The organism is Vibrio sp. 1069 (assembly GCF_033340555.1).
Window position 1 is genome coordinate 45,184 of the sequence record NZ_JAWOWP010000003.1, and the last position, 17,118, is coordinate 62,301.

General features: G+C 44.4%; 14 protein-coding genes. 4 read left to right on the forward strand and 10 right to left on the reverse strand.

Annotation, left to right across the window (positions count from 1 at the left end; all coding sequences use genetic code 11):
* Positions 1-3: 3 nt before the first annotated feature.
* The 4 genes from R7040_RS06255 to napG form a co-directional block, all read right to left on the reverse strand.
* Positions 4-285 (reverse strand): YrhK family protein, encoded by a 282-nt coding sequence (locus R7040_RS06255; RefSeq protein ID WP_025768568.1) that lies wholly within the window; start codon positions 283-285, stop codon positions 4-6.
* Positions 286-491: 206 nt separating this feature from the next.
* Positions 492-1,673, reverse strand: coding sequence for an MFS transporter (locus tag R7040_RS06260; protein WP_005375129.1), 1,182 nt, complete (start codon positions 1,671-1,673; stop codon positions 492-494).
* Positions 1,674-1,872: 199 nt separating this feature from the next.
* Positions 1,873-2,727 carry a quinol dehydrogenase ferredoxin subunit NapH gene (napH, locus tag R7040_RS06265; RefSeq protein WP_053350046.1) on the reverse strand — a complete coding sequence of 285 codons (855 nt, stop codon included), beginning with the start codon at positions 2,725-2,727 and terminating at the stop codon, positions 1,873-1,875.
* Complete coding sequence (napG, locus tag R7040_RS06270) at positions 2,727-3,497, reverse strand: ferredoxin-type protein NapG (RefSeq protein WP_005383947.1); 771 nt, start codon at positions 3,495-3,497, stop codon at positions 2,727-2,729. Before napG ends, napH begins: the two co-directional genes overlap by 1 nt.
* Before the next feature lie 395 nt (positions 3,498-3,892).
* On the opposite strand from napG, the gene R7040_RS06275 reads away from it, so the two are divergent.
* Positions 3,893-4,393 carry a GNAT family N-acetyltransferase gene (locus tag R7040_RS06275; protein WP_017820512.1) on the forward strand — a complete coding sequence of 167 codons (501 nt, stop codon included), beginning with the start codon at positions 3,893-3,895 and terminating at the stop codon, positions 4,391-4,393.
* A 46-nt stretch (positions 4,394-4,439) separates the two neighbouring features.
* On the opposite strand, the gene R7040_RS06280 is transcribed toward R7040_RS06275, so the two are convergent.
* Positions 4,440-5,417 carry a phosphotransferase gene (locus tag R7040_RS06280; RefSeq protein ID WP_132936476.1) on the reverse strand — a complete coding sequence of 326 codons (978 nt, stop codon included), beginning with the start codon at positions 5,415-5,417 and terminating at the stop codon, positions 4,440-4,442.
* Positions 5,414-5,689, reverse strand: a complete 276-nt coding sequence (locus tag R7040_RS06285) for a GNAT family N-acetyltransferase (RefSeq protein WP_005375124.1) — start codon at positions 5,687-5,689, stop codon at positions 5,414-5,416. The genes R7040_RS06280 and R7040_RS06285 overlap by 4 nt, the downstream gene beginning before the upstream one ends.
* Before the next feature lie 127 nt (positions 5,690-5,816).
* Between R7040_RS06285 and R7040_RS06290 the strand changes: the two genes are divergently transcribed.
* Positions 5,817-6,563 (forward strand): flagellar brake protein, encoded by a 747-nt coding sequence (locus R7040_RS06290; RefSeq protein WP_395240958.1) that lies wholly within the window; start codon positions 5,817-5,819, stop codon positions 6,561-6,563.
* Positions 6,564-6,687: 124 nt separating this feature from the next.
* Here R7040_RS06290 and R7040_RS06295 read toward each other — a convergent pair whose 3' ends face one another.
* The 3 genes from R7040_RS06295 to R7040_RS06305 form a co-directional block, all read right to left on the reverse strand.
* Positions 6,688-7,647, reverse strand: a complete 960-nt coding sequence (locus R7040_RS06295) for a porin (RefSeq protein WP_064354918.1) — start codon at positions 7,645-7,647, stop codon at positions 6,688-6,690.
* Between the two features lie 397 nt (positions 7,648-8,044).
* The gene (locus R7040_RS06300) at positions 8,045-9,673 is read right to left on the reverse strand and encodes a methyl-accepting chemotaxis protein (protein ID WP_042521649.1); all 1,629 of its coding nucleotides are present in this window, start codon (positions 9,671-9,673) and stop codon (positions 8,045-8,047) included.
* 293 nt (positions 9,674-9,966) lie between these two features.
* A complete protein-coding gene (locus tag R7040_RS06305; RefSeq protein WP_005375118.1) occupies positions 9,967-12,327 on the reverse strand; it encodes a Lon protease family protein in 2,361 nt (786 codons plus the stop codon).
* A gap of 187 nt (positions 12,328-12,514) precedes the next feature.
* Here R7040_RS06305 and R7040_RS06310 point away from each other — a divergent pair, with 187 nt between their 5' ends.
* Together R7040_RS06310 and R7040_RS06315 are read left to right on the forward strand one after the other, a co-directional pair.
* Complete coding sequence (locus R7040_RS06310; protein ID WP_017635485.1) at positions 12,515-13,012, forward strand: hypothetical protein; 498 nt, start codon at positions 12,515-12,517, stop codon at positions 13,010-13,012.
* A gap of 85 nt (positions 13,013-13,097) precedes the next feature.
* Positions 13,098-14,729 (forward strand): ABC transporter ATP-binding protein, encoded by a 1,632-nt coding sequence (locus tag R7040_RS06315; RefSeq protein WP_258669816.1) that lies wholly within the window; start codon positions 13,098-13,100, stop codon positions 14,727-14,729.
* A gap of 242 nt (positions 14,730-14,971) precedes the next feature.
* On the opposite strand, the gene R7040_RS06320 is transcribed toward R7040_RS06315, so the two are convergent.
* A complete protein-coding gene (locus R7040_RS06320) occupies positions 14,972-17,005 on the reverse strand; it encodes a prolyl oligopeptidase family serine peptidase (protein ID WP_005375113.1) in 2,034 nt (677 codons plus the stop codon).
* Positions 17,006-17,118: the final 113 nt, after the last annotated feature.

Genomic DNA, 17,118 nt, shown 5'->3' on the forward strand with positions numbered 1-17,118 from the left:
ATTTCAGCGGCTCGCTGATGTGCCAGAAAGTTGCTTATTCAAACGACCAACATGAACTAAACTCATCAGTTTTATCAGGGGCTTAATGATCAACTGCGCACTGCCTACAATGAAAAGCCAAGTACCACTTTCAATCAACGAATCATTCAAAAAGAAAAAGCTACCAATTAAAAACCAAATAGCAATGAGTAGGTCGTTTGCAGCACCTAACGCCTCATAGCGGCGCTGAATAACGATGTGACGGCTTCCTAGATCTAAATCCAACTCTCTGCCATGTATCTGCACTGTATAGCTCCCCTCTTATTGTTTCGCGTCAGTTACGCCCAAGTTATTTCGAAATACTTAGTTCTAAACCCTAACGGACGTGGCATGCATTGACAACCATTGGAGGGATTATCTATTTGCAATAAAAAGAAAAGGGCGCATAAGCACCCTTTTTAGCGAGTCTAATTACAGGTATTCGCTTTAATGATTAGATAGTGAGTACCAACTTAACTCCACTTCAACAAGCGAGTTTCGTTGCCTTCTTCCGGCTTCGCTGGAATATTGAGTGACAACAGCAAGCTCACTGCTGCCATACCAGCGCCGATGTAAAATACGCTAGCAGGTGAAACCAGCCAAATCACACCAAACGTAACAGGTATTACAACCGCCGCAATATGGTTAATCGTAAACGCAACGCCCGCGGTCGACGCCATATCTGCTGGGTCGGCAATTTTCTGGAAGTAGGTTTTAATCGCAAGCGCTAACGCGAAAAATAGATGATCGACAACATACAATGCTGCCGCCCACTCAGCCGTTTGCACCAAACCGTACCCGACAAACACGAAGATCAAACCGACGTATTCAAACATCAACGCTTTGCGCTCACCTACAACGCCGATAAAACGGCCTATTCGCTTCGCAAACAAGAAGTTAAAGACATAGTTAATCAGGAACAGCAACGTAATATCTGCGGCGGAGTAACCAAACTTTTCTACCATCAAGAAACCAGCGAACACCGTAAAAATTTGACGGCGTGCTCCACTCATAAACGTAAGCGCATAGTATAACCAGTAACGTTTACGCAGGATGAGCTTCTTGTTCTGAGGCACTTTTGTCTTAAATTGTGGGAAGGCAAATGCCATCACCAAAATGAGCACAAAACCTAAACCACCAGCCATTAAATAGACCGTTTTAAAATCAAGTTTGAGCTGTTCGAGCGAAACCCAAATGGCGCCGTAGGTAAACAGAGAAGCCAAAGCTCCAACAGAAATAAACTTACCCAGCATTTCTGGCGCTTCTTCTTTAGATAGCCATTGTAAAGACAAAGACTGCTTGAGTGTTTCAAAGTAATGGAAGCCGGTGGACATTAACAAGGTTGTAAAAAGTAGACCGTACAAAGTGGGAAAATAACCTGTTAATGCCGTACCAAGCGTAAGCATCGCCAAAGATACGAGCATAAAGCGTTGCTCTCGGATAAACAGCAATACAAACACGGCGGTAAAGGCCAAAAAACCCGGAATTTCGCGCACACTTTGCAATAGGCCTATGTCGGCACCATCAAAGTTTGCTTTCTCTATAACAAAGTTGTTCAACAACGCCATCCAGGTAGAAAAAGCAATGGGCACGATAATGGAAATTAACAGGAGGAAATTTTGCGGCGTTCTCCAGCCGTGCGATGAGGTAGTCATGATGTTTCCTTTAAATATGAAGGCATCATCATAGCTTTAAATGTAACAAATTCGCAATATCATTATTATTTTCAACCCAGAGCAAGCTGATATGGCTGAGGAATATTGTTATGAAGATAAACATCGCACTCAATTCCTTGGCTAAGCGCGATGTTCAAGTATCAAGAGAACTAAAGCATGAGTAAATGTGCTCAGTGGCTTAATCAATGACTTTTACTGATAGGCGATTTTTAAATTCAAACACATGTTCTGGACACACATCCAAACAACGGCCACAGCTAATGCAGTTTTGATCCATAACTCGACGATCTCCCTCTTTCAAAGGCTGCCGAAGCACTTCTGGTTCTGGGCAAATGTAAAAGCAATCCATGCATTTGGTGCAATCTTCGCGCCGAACAGCAGTAACGCGCAACAGGCTTTTTCGGCCTATCACGCCATAGGTAGCCCCCAGTGGACATAAGTGCCCACACCACCCATGCTCAACCAAGAGTAAATCCAACACAAACACTAGGGCGATTAGCACCCAACCTGCGCCCATACCAAACACCAACCCGCGATGCAGTGCCGCAACTGGATCTAACCATGTCCAAAGAATCGCGCCAGATAGCGCACTGCCCAACATCAAAACAGGGATCAGCCAATAACGAATCATGGGAGACCAACGATAGCTCGCTTTAATGTTGAACTTTCGACGCAACCACGCCGCCAAGTCTGTCACGATGTTCAACGGGCACACCCAAGCACAAAATGCGCGCGGCGCCAAAATCGCGTAAAACGCAACGACAATCACTACGCCTAACAACGCATTAAACTCCGGAACATGCCCTGTCGCCAAAGCTTGAAGCACAATTAACGGGTCACTTAACGGCACGGTATCGAGCAACATACTTGATGACAGATTACCAGTTAGAATTCCCAGCGTCGGCCCAGCCATAAACAGCGCAATGATGGTGAACTGACATAGCCGACGTAAAATCAAAAACCGATGCGCGCGCCACCAACCAAGCTTTTCAAGCGCTTCTTTGCCAGCATTTTGAGCTAAATTCTTTGCCATTACTTACCTCCTTTTAGCGATTCAAGCGCACCTTCCGGTACAGGCGTCTCACTAGGGAGGATATTTTCGAGTGGTTTGTCGATCTCTTTCCAACCAAAATTGTAGTGGCTGCCCACTTTGCCTTTCGCCAAATCCGTCGGGACGACTTTAATAGCAGCGACATCCAACACGCACGCTTGTTCACACTTACCGCATCCGGTACACACTTCGGAATTCACTGTTGGGATAAGTTTGGCGTGATAACCGGTTCGGTCGTTGTGAACCATCTCTAATGTGATGGCTTCATCAATCAGCGGACAAACGCGATAACAAACGTCGCATCGTAACCCTTGCCAGTTAAGGCAAGTTTCATGGTCAATAAGAACCGCTGTACCCATTCGAGCATCATCAATATCGGTTAGTTTCGGATCCAGCGCCCCACTCGGACAAGCGACAACACAAGGAATGTCTTCGCACATTTCGCAGGGAATATCGCGTGCAGTAAAGTAAGGTGAGCCAGTCGCGACGGGTGAAAGTAATGTCGCAAGTTTCAAGGTATCGTAAGGACATGCCTGAACACACAAGCCACATCGAATACAAGCTGATTCGAAATCGCCTTCCGGCAGTGCACCAGGCGGACGAATAGGCACACCTTTGGTTTCTCGAGCTTGGCTTTGTAGCGATTGTAAGCCCAATACACACGCAGCTGCGCCAACACCAGCCGCAGTTCGAGCTGTATCACGCAAAAATCGGCGCCGACTTTGCGATATTTTAGACTGAGAGGATTTCATGCTATTTCCTCAACAAAACTCCCTTATCAAGTTAAGCATAAATAGCCCTAAACGTGTCGTTTCCCTATACCTCATAGGAGGTAACCCCATCCTCTATTGATTCAAGTCAACTGACGCACAGTGCCGTCGTCACAGTTTGACTAAATGCGTTTATTTACTGCGACATGAAATTCACCACGATACTCTGCAGTACGCGCCATTCTCAGTACAATAATTCAACACCTTTGCAATCTACTCGCTCAATTCGATGATAAATCACTACTAAAAATTCAAAAAATGACATCATAACAAGCTAATTTAAAAGGCATTTATCCATTAAACATAAAAAAACACTATCCAAATAAGAAAACTGTGGTTAGATTAAAAATTAAAACTAAAAAGCGAAGGAGAGAGGCATGGAAATTATCGTACGTCCAACGACCGTCGAAGACGCAGCGGCACTCGTAGAAATCTATTCACAACCAAAAGCACAACGTGAAACCCTGCAACTCCCAAAGCCTTCGCTCGCGATGTGGGTGGAAAGATTGTCAAACATACCTGATGGTGTTTATAGCTATGTCGCTGAAATTGATGGTAAAGTCGTCGGAAATATTGGCTTTCACCACTCTCTACGTCCAAGAACGATGCACACGGCATCGTTTGGCATCGGAGTACATGATAGTTTCCACGGACTCGGTATTGGTAGCAAATTGATAGAAACAGTCACTGAACTAGCAGATAACTGGTTAAATGTGAGAAGAATTCAGATAGAGGTCAATGCCGATAACGACGCCGCCATTGGGCTTTATAAAAAGCATGGATTTCAAATTGAGGGTGAAGCGATTGACGGTTCCTTCCGTGATGGTGAATTCATCAATACCTATTACATGGCGCGCATCAGACCAGGCCAAAGATAAAACAAAGCCTCCTACTAATTGGAGGCTTTTCTTTTTAAACTTCGACTCACTTTCGTAAGTAAGCCAACGCTCTGCGAGTCAATGCTTCTGTGTAGGGATTGATCTTCCAGTGGTCGGGACTCCAACCTTTCACAAATCGCTGAAAGTCTGCCCAAGCCACAGCAAACAAAGGACGCCACTCACGCTCGACTTCATTAGGGTCAAGATTCGGTTGATAGACAATTAGCGCGTGTTGCAACTGAGCAAAATACGTATCCAAAACCCAAACTTCCATCTCTGCACAACGTTCTGGCTTAACGGCGCTACTCATAAACAGTGCCACATCTTTCATTGCACACCCACATCCAACGTATTGAAAGTCAACCGCAACAACGCTTGATTCTTCTTCATCAAAACAGAAGTTCGCCAATTTGGCATCACCGTGTACTAGTGTTTTAAACTTAGCTTGCGAAAGCGTTTGATCAATCAATTGAGCCGCATTTTGTAGCTCAGTGTCTTGCAATGCTTCAAGCTCGTCGGGTCTGGTTGCTAAGTGCCAGTATGTTCCGGTATGCCACAACTTATCCGAACGAACATCGATGTATCGCGCATGAAAGTTCGCCAACCAAGTGAGGCAGGCTTGTAGATGCTCTAGCTGTGCATCTGTGATGACTTTTGGAAAGCCCACCTCGGCGAGATCTTCCATCACAATGAGCCATTCATTCTCCGATTGGAACGTTTTTAGACCTTGTGGTACTCGGCAGCGAGTATCCACCCCTCCGGAAAAATACTCATACCAATTCACTTCCACCTGATAAGAGTGCAACTTTCTTTGATGAGAACGGTCCGTATTCCAGCCTCTAGGATGCTCTGAAGGCTTAGGGAGTTTTACATGCTTAATGATCACTGAACCAGTAGAATAAGTAACTCGGACTAACTCCCCATAGCCTCCCCATAGCGATTGTATGACTTCTACAGAGCGGTAATTACCGAGATTGAGTTCCTGGCCAATATTTTGGTAGCGTTGGTGGTTGTTACTCATCATGTGAGCAGATGTGACCACGTTTGGTTCTTCTCCATGTAGTGAATAACATATGGGCAAACTGGTTTGATTTGATAACCGAGTGACTCAATTTCTGGCAACACCGCTTCCATCATCACTTTTCCGTACCCCTTACCTCGCAGTGCTTCAGGAACAACCGTTGATGTAATGTGCATGACATTACCCTTAAGCTGATAAATCACCTTGGCTTTATAACCCTGCTCTAAATCAACCCAGAATGTACTATTCGTGGTCTCATGAGTTACTTTATGCATATCTTGCTCTCTAATTTTTGTTACAGATTGATTGAATCAAACTATATCACTGAATAAAATCGATACCATGCGAGAGTGCTGCTTCGCCTCACGCGATTACCTTCTTACATCAGGTACGACAATTATAATGAGAAATATGAGCCCAATTGCCAGAGACGGCAAGCTACCTCTGCAAAGCAAGAAGGCACCAGAACGTCAGGCAAGTACATTAAATAGCACCGATGCAATGGCAATGGTCGAACATGGCAGTGAAGTGAGCTTAAACGTCACCACCCCCGTTGGTACAAAGTTTATTACAACCAGCACATTTGTTGGCTGTCACTCAAATAATACTGCATTGATAGAGGTTCCGAACATCTCCGATGAAGACTTGAAGTTCTATTTTCAAGAAGGCTTTTGGATCAATGTAAAAGCCTACTCTCATCGAGGTGAAGGGGCCGTTATCCCATTTCGGGCCCAATTACAGCATCGACTAGGCGATCCGTACCCAATTTTGGTGCTAGACCTACCTAACACTATGCAGGTCTTTCAGCTTCGCAAAGAAGTGCGTTACGAAGTAAATTTGAGAGCGCGTGTTTGTTTAGAAGCCTATCGAACTGAATGTGAAATAAGAGATTTATCTCGTAGTGGCTGTCGTTTTGTAACATCACCACTGAGCCGACCACTTCAGGTTGGTGACCACGTTTCATTGGATCTAACGATGCCCGGAGAAAGTCGTATGCTAGCGCCGTTGCGAGGTCGTATTTGTAATTTACAAAAATCAACGCACTATGCTCGCTACGGAATGGAGTTTGATGAGGTTGGTAAAAACAACGCTAAAAACCTCCTCAGTCACCTCAAATTTGATGGTACTAAGCTCACACTAAAAAGATAGATTTGATCACCCCTATCGCTTATCAAGAAGCTTTGAAGTGCTAGAAAACAAGAAACCCCTTACTTTTCAGTAAGGGGTTTTTATTTACTAAGAATAAGGCAGTATCTTAGATAAGAGTCATGACTTAGAAGTCGTAACGTAGACCTAGCGCTAGCTCATCTTTTTCAGCCGCGCCTTCGTTATCCATTAGATCGAAGTTGTATGATGCGTAGCCACGGAAGTTAGGCTTGAAGTAGTAAGTTACATCAACAGCTAGGTTTTCTACAGTATCTGCGTCTTCTAGTTCACCTTTGTTGAACGTAGAAGTGAATACAGTTTGACCCATAGTGTAAGCAGCGGCTAGTTCGTAGCCTTTGTAATCAAAAGTCTTACCTGCAACATCCATATCCGCGCCAGTGTAGTTACCAGCGAAGTAGAAGTCACCTACAGAGTATGCAGCTACCAGCATGAACTCATCGCTGTCGTTTTGATCTGCGTAACCAGCACCTAGTTCAAAACCAGTGTTAGCAAACGCGTAAACACCAGATAGAGAGAAGCCATCTTCCTCGTTGTCTGTAAAGCCTTGTGCATCTGTTGTGCGATCAGCAAAACGGTAGCTAGCGCGTACAGCTAGTTGCTCGAATTGGCCTTTGTAAGACAGCATGTTATCTGTACGGTCAGAAACAGGCAGTTTAAGTGCTGCTGTGTTACCGTGGTAAGCCATAATGTCAGTAAAGTCAGTAAGAACCACTAGTGCGCCGTCGTTTTTACCGTAAGTTACTTCACCGTATTTGCCACCCAGACCTGCATAAGCGTAACGAGTTTCAAGATCACTATTGTTATCTACGGCACCTTCTTCTTTTGTTTTGAACTCACCTTCCCAAAAACCAACGCCGTATAGGTTTTCATTGATTTCCTGTTTGCCTAGGAAGTTAAGACGGATGCGAGTACGGTCTTCTGCCTTACCATCCATCATAGAAAGACGCGCTTCAGCGCGGCCGCCCATCTCAAGAGAAGTGCCATCTTGGTTGTATAGTTCTGAAGCGACAACTTGAGATCCTGATGCCATTAGCGCCACTGCTACAGCTAAAGTTTTTAATTTCATTGTTATTTTCCATATCATTGTTTTATATGTGTTTTCTCACCAGAAAAACAGGACTTTTCTGTACCAACGAGAAAACTGGCGGCATAGTAGCAGCTGTTATTTTTCACGCAACGTGTTGAATAAACAGCACTTATAGAAGAAAACACCACTTAAAATGACGATATGAATACCTCTCAACCATCAAGTTATCGGTTGAGTTAAAAAAAATGTTCGCGTCAAAAAAAAATTGACGAAAAAAATGTAAAAACAATATCACAAAACGTGATATTGCCCGCAAAAAAATCTTGTTAACTGACTGTTTTAGATAGACTTATTGATAATAAATCCGATTATTACAAACAAAAAAATCCCTGAGCATTCACTCAGGGATTTAGAGATTTGATAAGTAGATGATGAATTAAAGCTTAAAGAAACTTAATTGCTCTTTCTGCTTCTCTGCAAGTAATGAAAGCTCAGTACTCGCACTTGCACTTTGGCTGATGCCCGCTACGTTTTGGTTTACAAGCTCCGACATGTTAACCACGTTGCGATTGATATCTTGAGTAACTTGAGACTGCTCTTCGGCTGCGGTTGCTACTTGCGTGTTTGAATCGTTGATGTTGGCGACCGACTCGGTAATTCCAACCAACGCTTCATTCGCTTGTTGCGTCAGCTCGTTGTTGCGGCTAAGCATATCAAGGCTGACTTGCATACTGTCATTCGCCAGCCCAGACTGCGCTTGAAGCTCTTCAATGATCGTTTGGATCTCTTGTGTCGAGTCTTGAGTACGCGCCGCTAGCATGCGTACTTCATCAGCTACTACCGCAAAACCACGACCAGATTCACCAGCTCGCGCCGCTTCAATCGCAGCATTCAATGCTAGCAAGTTGGTCTGCTCAGATACGCCGCGAATCACTTCAATAACATCGTTGATCTGTACAGATTGCTCTTTTAGACGCAAAACAACTTGCGCTGCATCGTTCAATGCTTGAGACATTTGCGCACTTGCTTCCGCACTTTCTTGGAAGATAGCCAAACCTGATTGAGCAAGTCCATCAGCTTCACGCGCAGTTGCGTCAGCAGAGGTCGCGTTATCACTCACATTATTCGCAGTGCTTGCAAGCTCGTTAACCGCAGATGCAACTTGCTCGATCTCCGCCAACTCTTGTTGAGCGTTCGCTTCCGCTTGCGTCATTACCGCAGCCAATTCGGTCGATGCAGATGCAACTTCCTCACTAATACGGGTTAACTGGTCCACAGTGTTGTATAACTGCTCTGCGGTTTGGTTTACATCTTTGCTCAGCTTAGAGATCTCATTGTCCCCATCGACATCTGCACGTACTGATAGATTACCCATTGCTAACTGACGCATCACTTCTTGCAGCTTTTGGATTGGTGTAACAATCATGCCAGATAGGAACCAAGCGCCTATCAATGAGAAAGCAAATACCGCTAAAACCGTCAACATAGCGTTATTTTGCACACGTTCATTTTGCTGATGACTTCTGATAGTAGATTGTTCAGCTTGCTCGTTTACATGCTTTGATAGCGTGTTAATTTGTTGGACCATTTCTCGGCCAACATTGCGATACTCTTTGACAAATGCACGGTACTCGCTATCCGATTTCAAACCTTGATCGTATTGGTTGAAGAAATCAACTGAGCGCTCTGAATATCGCACATAGGATTCAATTGCTTGGCGAACTTTAACGGCATCGTCACGGAATAGGTTTCGGGCTTCAATTGCGCTTAAATCGGCATCAACTTGCTTTAAGCCTTCTTTCAATTCGGTTAGAAAATTCTCACGACGAGAAGCATCGTAAATAGCGTAAACCGCGCTTATGCGCAGAGGGTAAATTTGGTCGTCAATACTCGCCAATGTGTCTTTGTGAAAAACCAAAGATTCTTGGTTGGAAGCAATAACATCTTGCTCTGCTTGAAGATTGTTTTTAGTAATCCAAAGAGCAATAAACAAAACAATCGCGGTAAATAATACCGGAACCAAAATTTGCGTTCGTACTGACAAATTTTTCAGTGATAACTGCATGACAGGGCCTCAGTTGTATGCGTGATGTCTATATCCAAACAAACTCGAGCAGTGCCTATAACAACGTTACTTTTCGGCAGTTTGAATATCTATGCTTCCTTGCGACGGGATAAATCCCAGACGAATAAACAAGTGGCGAATATTAGAGGTCGATCACACTTTTGTCTAGTACAAAAACTCTCCATTTTCAATCTGTTATTGACAATATCCCGACAGTGGCGTCGGGATATTGTCGTTATGATAAATTATGATCACTTATGATGAGATACATTCACATTTAGGACGGTTTCAGCCTATTTTCTCAACGAATTGAGCTTAGCTTGAGCAAGGCCAAAAATGGTATCGATTGGATAAGAACCTTCATCAGTTGGCTCACCAGCAACTTTCCCCGTAAACAATTCGATAGCTTCAGTAACATGGTCAATCGCCCAAATATTAAACTCGCCTTTTTCGACTGCTTTCACGATGTCGGAACGAAGCATTAGATTGTGAACATTAGAGCGCGGAATAATGACCCCCTGCCCGTCATGACGACCTTTAATTACACACACATCATAAAATCCTTCGATCTTTTCGTTTACGCCACCAATAGGCTGAGCTTGACCAAATTGATTCATCGACCCTGTTATCGCAATGTCTTGTCGGTTTGGTTGCTTTGAAAAAGCAGACACAACCGCACATAACTCAGCCATGCTGGCACTATCACCATCAACACCACCATAAGATTGCTCAAAGGTAATGGTTGTCGTTAATGGCACTCGTGCCGTTTTACCAAATACGGAAGATAAGTAGGCAGACAAAATCATCACGCCCTTAGAGTGAATACTGCCACCCAAATCCACGCTGCGCTCGATATCGATAACATCCCCATCACCGTAACACGTCGTCGCTGTGATGCGATTCGGTGCACCAAACATGTAGTCACTAGTGCTCAATACCGAAAGTGCGTTCACTTGGCCTACGGCTTCTCCTTCGGTGCGAATCAGCGTTGTGCCGTTAATAAAGGTTTCCATTACGTTATCGCGTAATCGGCTTACTCGCATTTCTTGGTTATTGAGCGCCTCTTCAACATGCCCAATACGAATCATGTTGGAGTTGGCTTGACGAGCTACGTAGTTCGACTCTCGAAGCAAGTTGGCGATATTAGCCGAATGTAGAGATAGCTTGGATTGGTCGCCAGACAAACGTGAGCTGTATTCGATGATTCGAGCAATGGCTTTGCGATCGCAATGCAGCATATTGTTGTCATGCACCACGCTAGAGATAAAGCGCGCGTAATGCAGCTCAGACTCCGGCGTACGTTTCATTTCGTCTTCGAAATCTGCCGTCACGCGGAACAACTCGCTGAACTCTGGATCGTAATGTTGGAGTAATTGGTAAGTTCGGTAATCACCAAATAAGATGATTTTGATATCAAGCGGAATCGGTTCAGGATCGAGTGATACCGCCCCCGTCAATGTGACTTCTTTTTCTAGAGACGTAAAACTCAATTGACGAGCACGCAATGCGCGCTTCAAACCATCCCAAACGTAAGGCTGTTCAAGTACTTTCTGAGCATCCATTAATAGAACGCCGCCATTCGCCTTATGCAAGCTCCCTGCGCGAATCAGCGAGAAGTCGGTAAACACCGTTCCCTTGAAAGTGGCAGTCTCAATCGACCCGAAGAGTGAATGATAGTTGGGGTTTTCTTCAACAACGATAGGAAATTCGCTGCTTTTACGGCTTACCAAGACGTTCACTTTATAACGACGTGGCAATTTTTTATCCAAGGATGCCGTCGCAATTTCGCCTTGCTCGCCACTTTGGTCAAGGAAGATATCTGCGTTTTCAACAATATCTTTTTGCAGCTCAGTTAAGTAGGTTTTGATTTCGGAATATTGCGCGTAATCCACTTTGAGTTTTTTGATGAAGTGAGTAATCACATCAAGCGTCACTTCATCATTGAGCTTTTTGATTTTATCGCTGTATGTCTCTTCCCACTCCGTAAGCTCACGAACCATCGAGCGCAATCGCACTTCGAGTTCATCAATAGCATCGCTGAATTGCTCTTGTTCTTTTTTGCTTAGTACATCAAAAGACTCTTCCGTATGAAGCTCATCACCGTTCATGGCGACAAACTGATAATCCCCCTGCGTAGTCAGTGTTAGGCTGATGCCCTTTTCTTTTGCCTCTCGACTAATACGATCCAGCTCGTTTTGTTGCTTAGCTGCCAATTGATTTTTTAATCGCTCAGCGCGGCTAAAGTACATTTCATTGTCGAATGCTAGGGGTAAAGCATTCAATAATTTGCCCATTAAAGCTTCAATATCAACACGTAGTTTATTTCCGATACCACAAGGCAGCTTTAATACCTTTGGTGTACGGGTATCCTCAAAGTTCGCAACGTAACACCAATCAAACAGGGCTGCTGCATCGTGCTGGTGACGATTCAGATAGCGCAAGATCATGGTGCGTTTACCTAGCCCATTCTGACCAATGGCGTAGATGTTATACCCTTTCTCTTTGATGGACATCGCAAACTCGACCGCTTTTTGCGCGCGCTCTTGGCCCACGATTTCATCAATTGGAGGTAACTCCTTGGTCGACTTACATGGCATATTCTCTAGATCTGCTACAGAATATAGCTGCTTAGCTTCCAATCTTAGTATTGCCATATCCACTTCCTTTTTTCTTATTTTCGTTATTTGAGTGTAGAGATTATTTGCTTAATTTTAAGTGATTTACCTTCCACCCTAGATTGATTGGACATTTTATGAACACATAAGTGATATTAACACGCACTTGCAATTGATAATCAATTTCATTTAATATCTAAACAAATCAAATGTTGTGGAGATGGATATGAATATTGAGCAATGCTGGATGCGCTACTTAAAAGCGGAGCAACTGATGGAACAAGGCCATTGGCCAGAAGCTCATCGTTTATATGACGACGTGCTCAACAATCTACCCAACCACATTCATTTAGCGCTAGAAAATGCACAAACTAAACCTTGCCAATTTGTATGTCTCATTACGGGACTTAGAGATGCTAGCGTGACGCAATCAGAGATTCTCAACAAACTCGGCTTACAGCATGATGCGTTCTCAATACTCAATCAAACTTACGCGCTATTTCAATTTTTGCAGCTAGAGAGCCATGAACTGATTGAGCGCGTAGGTCACCTACTTGGTCAACAGAGCGAAGACTTATTAGCTCACATGGCGGCATTTTGCTCTGCCCAACGTAATGCTCAATGGATGATAGAACTCGAGCACGTAACGCGCGCGCATGAGCAGTTCTTACATTTGCAAGCAATGAGTTCGGCAAAAGCTTCGCCTTCTCACCTGTATAATTAATCTAAAGCTCAAGCATTGAGGCCAGCTAGGTTTGTACTGTCCATTGCTTGAGTATCATTTGCTTTATCAACCACAAGGATCTGTGATGTCTTCTAAAACCATTCTTTCGGTGAACAACCTATCAGTCAGCTTTACGACAAACGATGGGATCGTCGATGCAGTAAAGAATGTTAGCTTCGATTTAAAAGCAGGCGAGACGCTGTCCATCGTTGGCGAATCTGGCTCTGGCAAGTCAGTATCAACCAATGCACTGATGAAACTACTGCCAGACAACGCTATTTTGCATGAAAACTCATCCATCATGTTCGAGGGTAGCTCCATCTTGGATAAAGCAGAGCGTGAAATGCAAAGTATTCGCGGTGATCGCATTGGCATGATTTTTCAAGAGCCGATGACCTCACTAAACCCGTACATGCGGGTGGGTATCCAAGTCGCTGAGGCCATCATGTGTCACCGCCCGGTCGACAGACGAACAGCAAAAGCAAAGGTGTTAGAGCTGTTTGAATTGGTTCATATGCCAAACCCAGAAAAAGCGTACAACAAGTACCCACACGAATTTTCTGGTGGTCAATTGCAACGTATCATGATTGCGATGGCACTGATTAACGAGCCCGATATTTTGATCGCCGACGAACCAACAACGGCGTTGGATGTCACGGTTCAAGCAGAAGTGTTGCACCTGATTAAAGAAATTCAGGCTCAGATGGGCATGGCAATCCTATTTATTACTCATGACTTAGGCGTCGTAAAACACTTTGCAGACCGTGTCATTGTGATGTGTAAAGGAGAAGTCGTCGAAGAAGGCGAAACACAAACACTCTTCAAGGACCCAAAGCACGAATACACACGTATGCTAATCAATTCGATTCCTAAAGGCAGTAAGGAGCCTATTAGCGAAAGTGCTACGCAGCTGTTAAAGGCTGACGATATACGAGTCAAATTCTTGGTAAAGTCGCATTTTATTGCGAGCAAGAATGAGTACTTCGAAGCGGTAAAAGGCATTTCTCTTGAGCTTAAACAAGGAGAGACCCTCGGGATCGTTGGGGAGTCCGGTTCAGGTAAGTCTACACTCGGCCGAGCTTTGATAGGTCTACTGCCCTCAACTGGCAAAATAGAATATAAAGGCCAAGATATGGCCTTGCTGACAAACAAAGAACGTTTTGAGCTGAAAAAAGACGTTCAGATGGTATTCCAAGACCCTTATGGTTCGCTTTCTCCTCGTATGACTATCGGCGAGATCATCACTGAAGGATTAACTGTCCACCAGCCAATGTTGAGTAAAAAAGAACGTATGCAGAAAGCACGCGACGTGCTTCGAGAGGTTCGCTTAGATCCCGCGTCCATCAACCGTTATCCACACGAGTTTTCGGGAGGCCAGCGTCAGCGTATTGCTATCGCGCGAGCACTAATTCTTGAGCCTTCGTTTATTTTGCTTGATGAGCCAACCTCTGCATTGGACCGCTCGGTTCAACTGACTGTGATTGATCTCCTGAAAGATTTGCAGAAAAAACACAATATTGGCTACTTGTTTATTAGCCACGATCTATCAGTAGTTAAAGCACTCTCTGATCGTGTTCTAGTCATGCAAAAGGGCGAGGTCATGGAACAAGGTACGGCCGAAAAGATTTTCCAAAACCCTAAAAATGACTACACGAAAAAACTGATAGATGCCTCATTTGATCTTGAAAACAGTGAAAATCAGCACAATGCGGCTTAGGTTCATCACAGTTTCATATTCATAAACTAGGATTAAGAAAAGGTGATAAATTCATCTTGTCTTAAGAATGGCGTAGCTGCCTTTCGGTTTGGCCGCCGAGACTGGTTGGTTCAAGAGTCAGACTTAGTCAACCTGGCTCAAATACTGGCAAACAGTATGAATTGAGTTCCCCCAACCATGAAAAATGCCGCGACACTGTCGCGGCATTTTTTTATTCTCAGAAGCTTCGAACAACTAGGGCATTAAATCGACTCAATACCCATATTATGTAACGTAAATGCATACACGTCTGTGGTGAGGTCAATTTGCTTACTCAGCGGCATTCCTGCACCATGACCGGCATTAACATCAATGCGTATCAATACTGGATTAGCGCCTTGCTGCTTGTCTTGCAGCTCCGCAATAAACTTGTACGAATGTGCTGGAACCACACGATCGTCGTGATCGGCGGTTGTCACCAATGTCGCAGGATATTGCACGTTTTCTTTTACATTGTGAACAGGAGAGTAGCCAAGCAAGTATTGGAACATCGCTTCGCTTTGCGAAGACGTGCCATAGTCATACTTCCAGCCTTCTCCAGACGTAAACGTGTGGTAACGCAGCATATCAAGCACGCCAACCGCAGGCAGCGCGACTTTGAATAGTTCAGGGCGTTGCGTCATACACGCTCCAACTAACAAACCACCATTAGAACCACCGCGAATCGCTAGGCGATCCGAGCTCGTGTAGTCGTTTTCAATCAGGTATTCCGCCGCCGCAATAAAGTCATCAAACACGTTTTGCTTTTGCTGCTGAGTGCCTGCGTTGTGCCAAGCTTTACCGTATTCACCGCCGCCTCGCATGTTGGCGACAGCGTAAATACCACCCAGTTCTAGCCAGTTGGACACATTGCCAGAAAACATTGGAGTGAGGCTGATGTTAAAACCGCCGTAACCATACAACATGGTTGGTGCTCTACCATCAAGTGCAATTCCCTTCTTGTATGAAATGATCATCGGAACTTGCGTGCCGTCTTTTGAGGTATAAAACACCTGTTTTGATTCATACTCATTACGATCGAACGGTGCCTTTGATTCCTGAAACAGTGTCGATTCACCAGATTCGACATCAAATGAGAAGATCGTCGGAGGCGTCACGTAGTTAGTGAATGTGTAATAAAGTGTGGTTTCTTCTTTTTTACCCGCCAGACCATAAGCCGTGCCTTCTCCCGGCAATTGTACATCTCGAATCCACTCACCTTGGTAGTTAAACTGCTGCACTTTAGAAAGCACATCTACCATATAAGTCGCAAACAGATAACCGCCACCTTTGCTGATTTCTAACGGCTGTTCTTGTTCAGCAATCACGTCAGCCCATTGTTCTGTCTGAGTGTTGTAGCTGACAACTTTGCCATTCGGCGCGTCTAGGTTGGTGTAAAGCAGCAAGGTTGCGTCTTGGCTATCAATTAAGTAGGTGTCTCCTTGCGTTGTCTCGCGCAGCGTCACAATTGCCTGTAACTCAGACTGTAAATCAATATAAAACAGACGATTACCCGATGTAGATTCTGCGCCAGAGATAATGAGGAAGCGATCATCTGTCGTCGTCGTACCAGACACATAACGATGAACTTGCGTATCCAACTCACCGAAAATCACTTTATCTTCAGATTGAGGTGTACCAAGTTCATGATAATAAAGCTTGTGATGCTCAGTTCGAGCAGACAACTCGCTGCCTTGCGGCTTATCGTAGCTTGAGTAATAGAAGCCTTTGCTGCCCAGCCAAGAAATCGACGTAAACTTCGCATCAACAATCTCAGGCTCTAGCTGTTCTTTGGTTTCCGTATCAATGACAAAGATCTTACGCCAATCACTGCCCCCTTCCGAGATGGAATACGCGACCAAACGGTAGTCTTTAGAGAAGCTGACTTCGCCAAGAGAGGTCGTGCCCTCTTCGGAGAAAGTATTTGGATCAAGGAAAACCTCGGCTTCTCCCTCGCCTTTACGTCGATACAATACACTTTGGTTTTGCAAACCGTCGTTTTTGTAGAAGTAGGTGTAGTCACCACGTACAAATGGCTGGGAATATTTTTCGTAGTTTTGACTGTTCGCCACTAAGTCACGGATTTGTTGGCGGTACGGTATCTGACCAAGGAAATCGAAGGTGACCGAATTTTGACCCGAAACCCATTGTGCGGTTTCTTCACTGCGATCATCTTCTAACCAGCGATAAGGGTCGGCAATGTCGTGACCAAAATAAGTGTCCACGACAGAATCTTTACGTGTTTTTGGGTAATGCATAACGTCCGTGTTACTCCGTTGTTTTTATTAAGTTGTTTATCTTCAATCGTTTTATTGCGGTGATTACCTTAGAGCACCCAATTTTGATTTCAACGACATTGTTTTAAATCTAT

What these genes read in the sequence shown, in the direction of transcription:
- R7040_RS06260 (WP_005375129.1), bottom strand. Translation starts at nt 1,673, where the DNA reads ATGACTACCTCATCGCACGGCTGGAGAACGCCGCAAAATTTCCTCCTG.
- napH (WP_053350046.1), bottom strand. Translation starts at nt 2,727, where the DNA reads ATGGCAAAGAATTTAGCTCAAAATGCTGGCAAAGAAGCGCTTGAAAAG.
- napG (WP_005383947.1), bottom strand. Translation starts at nt 3,497, where the DNA reads ATGAAATCCTCTCAGTCTAAAATATCGCAAAGTCGGCGCCGATTTTTG.
- R7040_RS06275 (WP_017820512.1), top strand. Translation starts at nt 3,893, where the DNA reads ATGGAAATTATCGTACGTCCAACGACCGTCGAAGACGCAGCGGCACTC.
- R7040_RS06280 (WP_132936476.1), bottom strand. Translation starts at nt 5,417, where the DNA reads ATGATGAGTAACAACCACCAACGCTACCAAAATATTGGCCAGGAACTC.
- R7040_RS06285 (WP_005375124.1), bottom strand. Translation starts at nt 5,689, where the DNA reads ATGCATAAAGTAACTCATGAGACCACGAATAGTACATTCTGGGTTGAT.
- R7040_RS06290 (WP_395240958.1), top strand. Translation starts at nt 5,817, where the DNA reads ATGAGAAATATGAGCCCAATTGCCAGAGACGGCAAGCTACCTCTGCAA.
- R7040_RS06295 (WP_064354918.1), bottom strand. Translation starts at nt 7,647, where the DNA reads ATGAAATTAAAAACTTTAGCTGTAGCAGTGGCGCTAATGGCATCAGGA.
- R7040_RS06300 (WP_042521649.1), bottom strand. Translation starts at nt 9,673, where the DNA reads ATGCAGTTATCACTGAAAAATTTGTCAGTACGAACGCAAATTTTGGTT.
- R7040_RS06305 (WP_005375118.1), bottom strand. Translation starts at nt 12,327, where the DNA reads ATGGCAATACTAAGATTGGAAGCTAAGCAGCTATATTCTGTAGCAGAT.
- R7040_RS06310 (WP_017635485.1), top strand. Translation starts at nt 12,515, where the DNA reads ATGAATATTGAGCAATGCTGGATGCGCTACTTAAAAGCGGAGCAACTG.
- R7040_RS06315 (WP_258669816.1), top strand. Translation starts at nt 13,098, where the DNA reads ATGTCTTCTAAAACCATTCTTTCGGTGAACAACCTATCAGTCAGCTTT.
- R7040_RS06320 (WP_005375113.1), bottom strand. Translation starts at nt 17,005, where the DNA reads ATGCATTACCCAAAAACACGTAAAGATTCTGTCGTGGACACTTATTTT.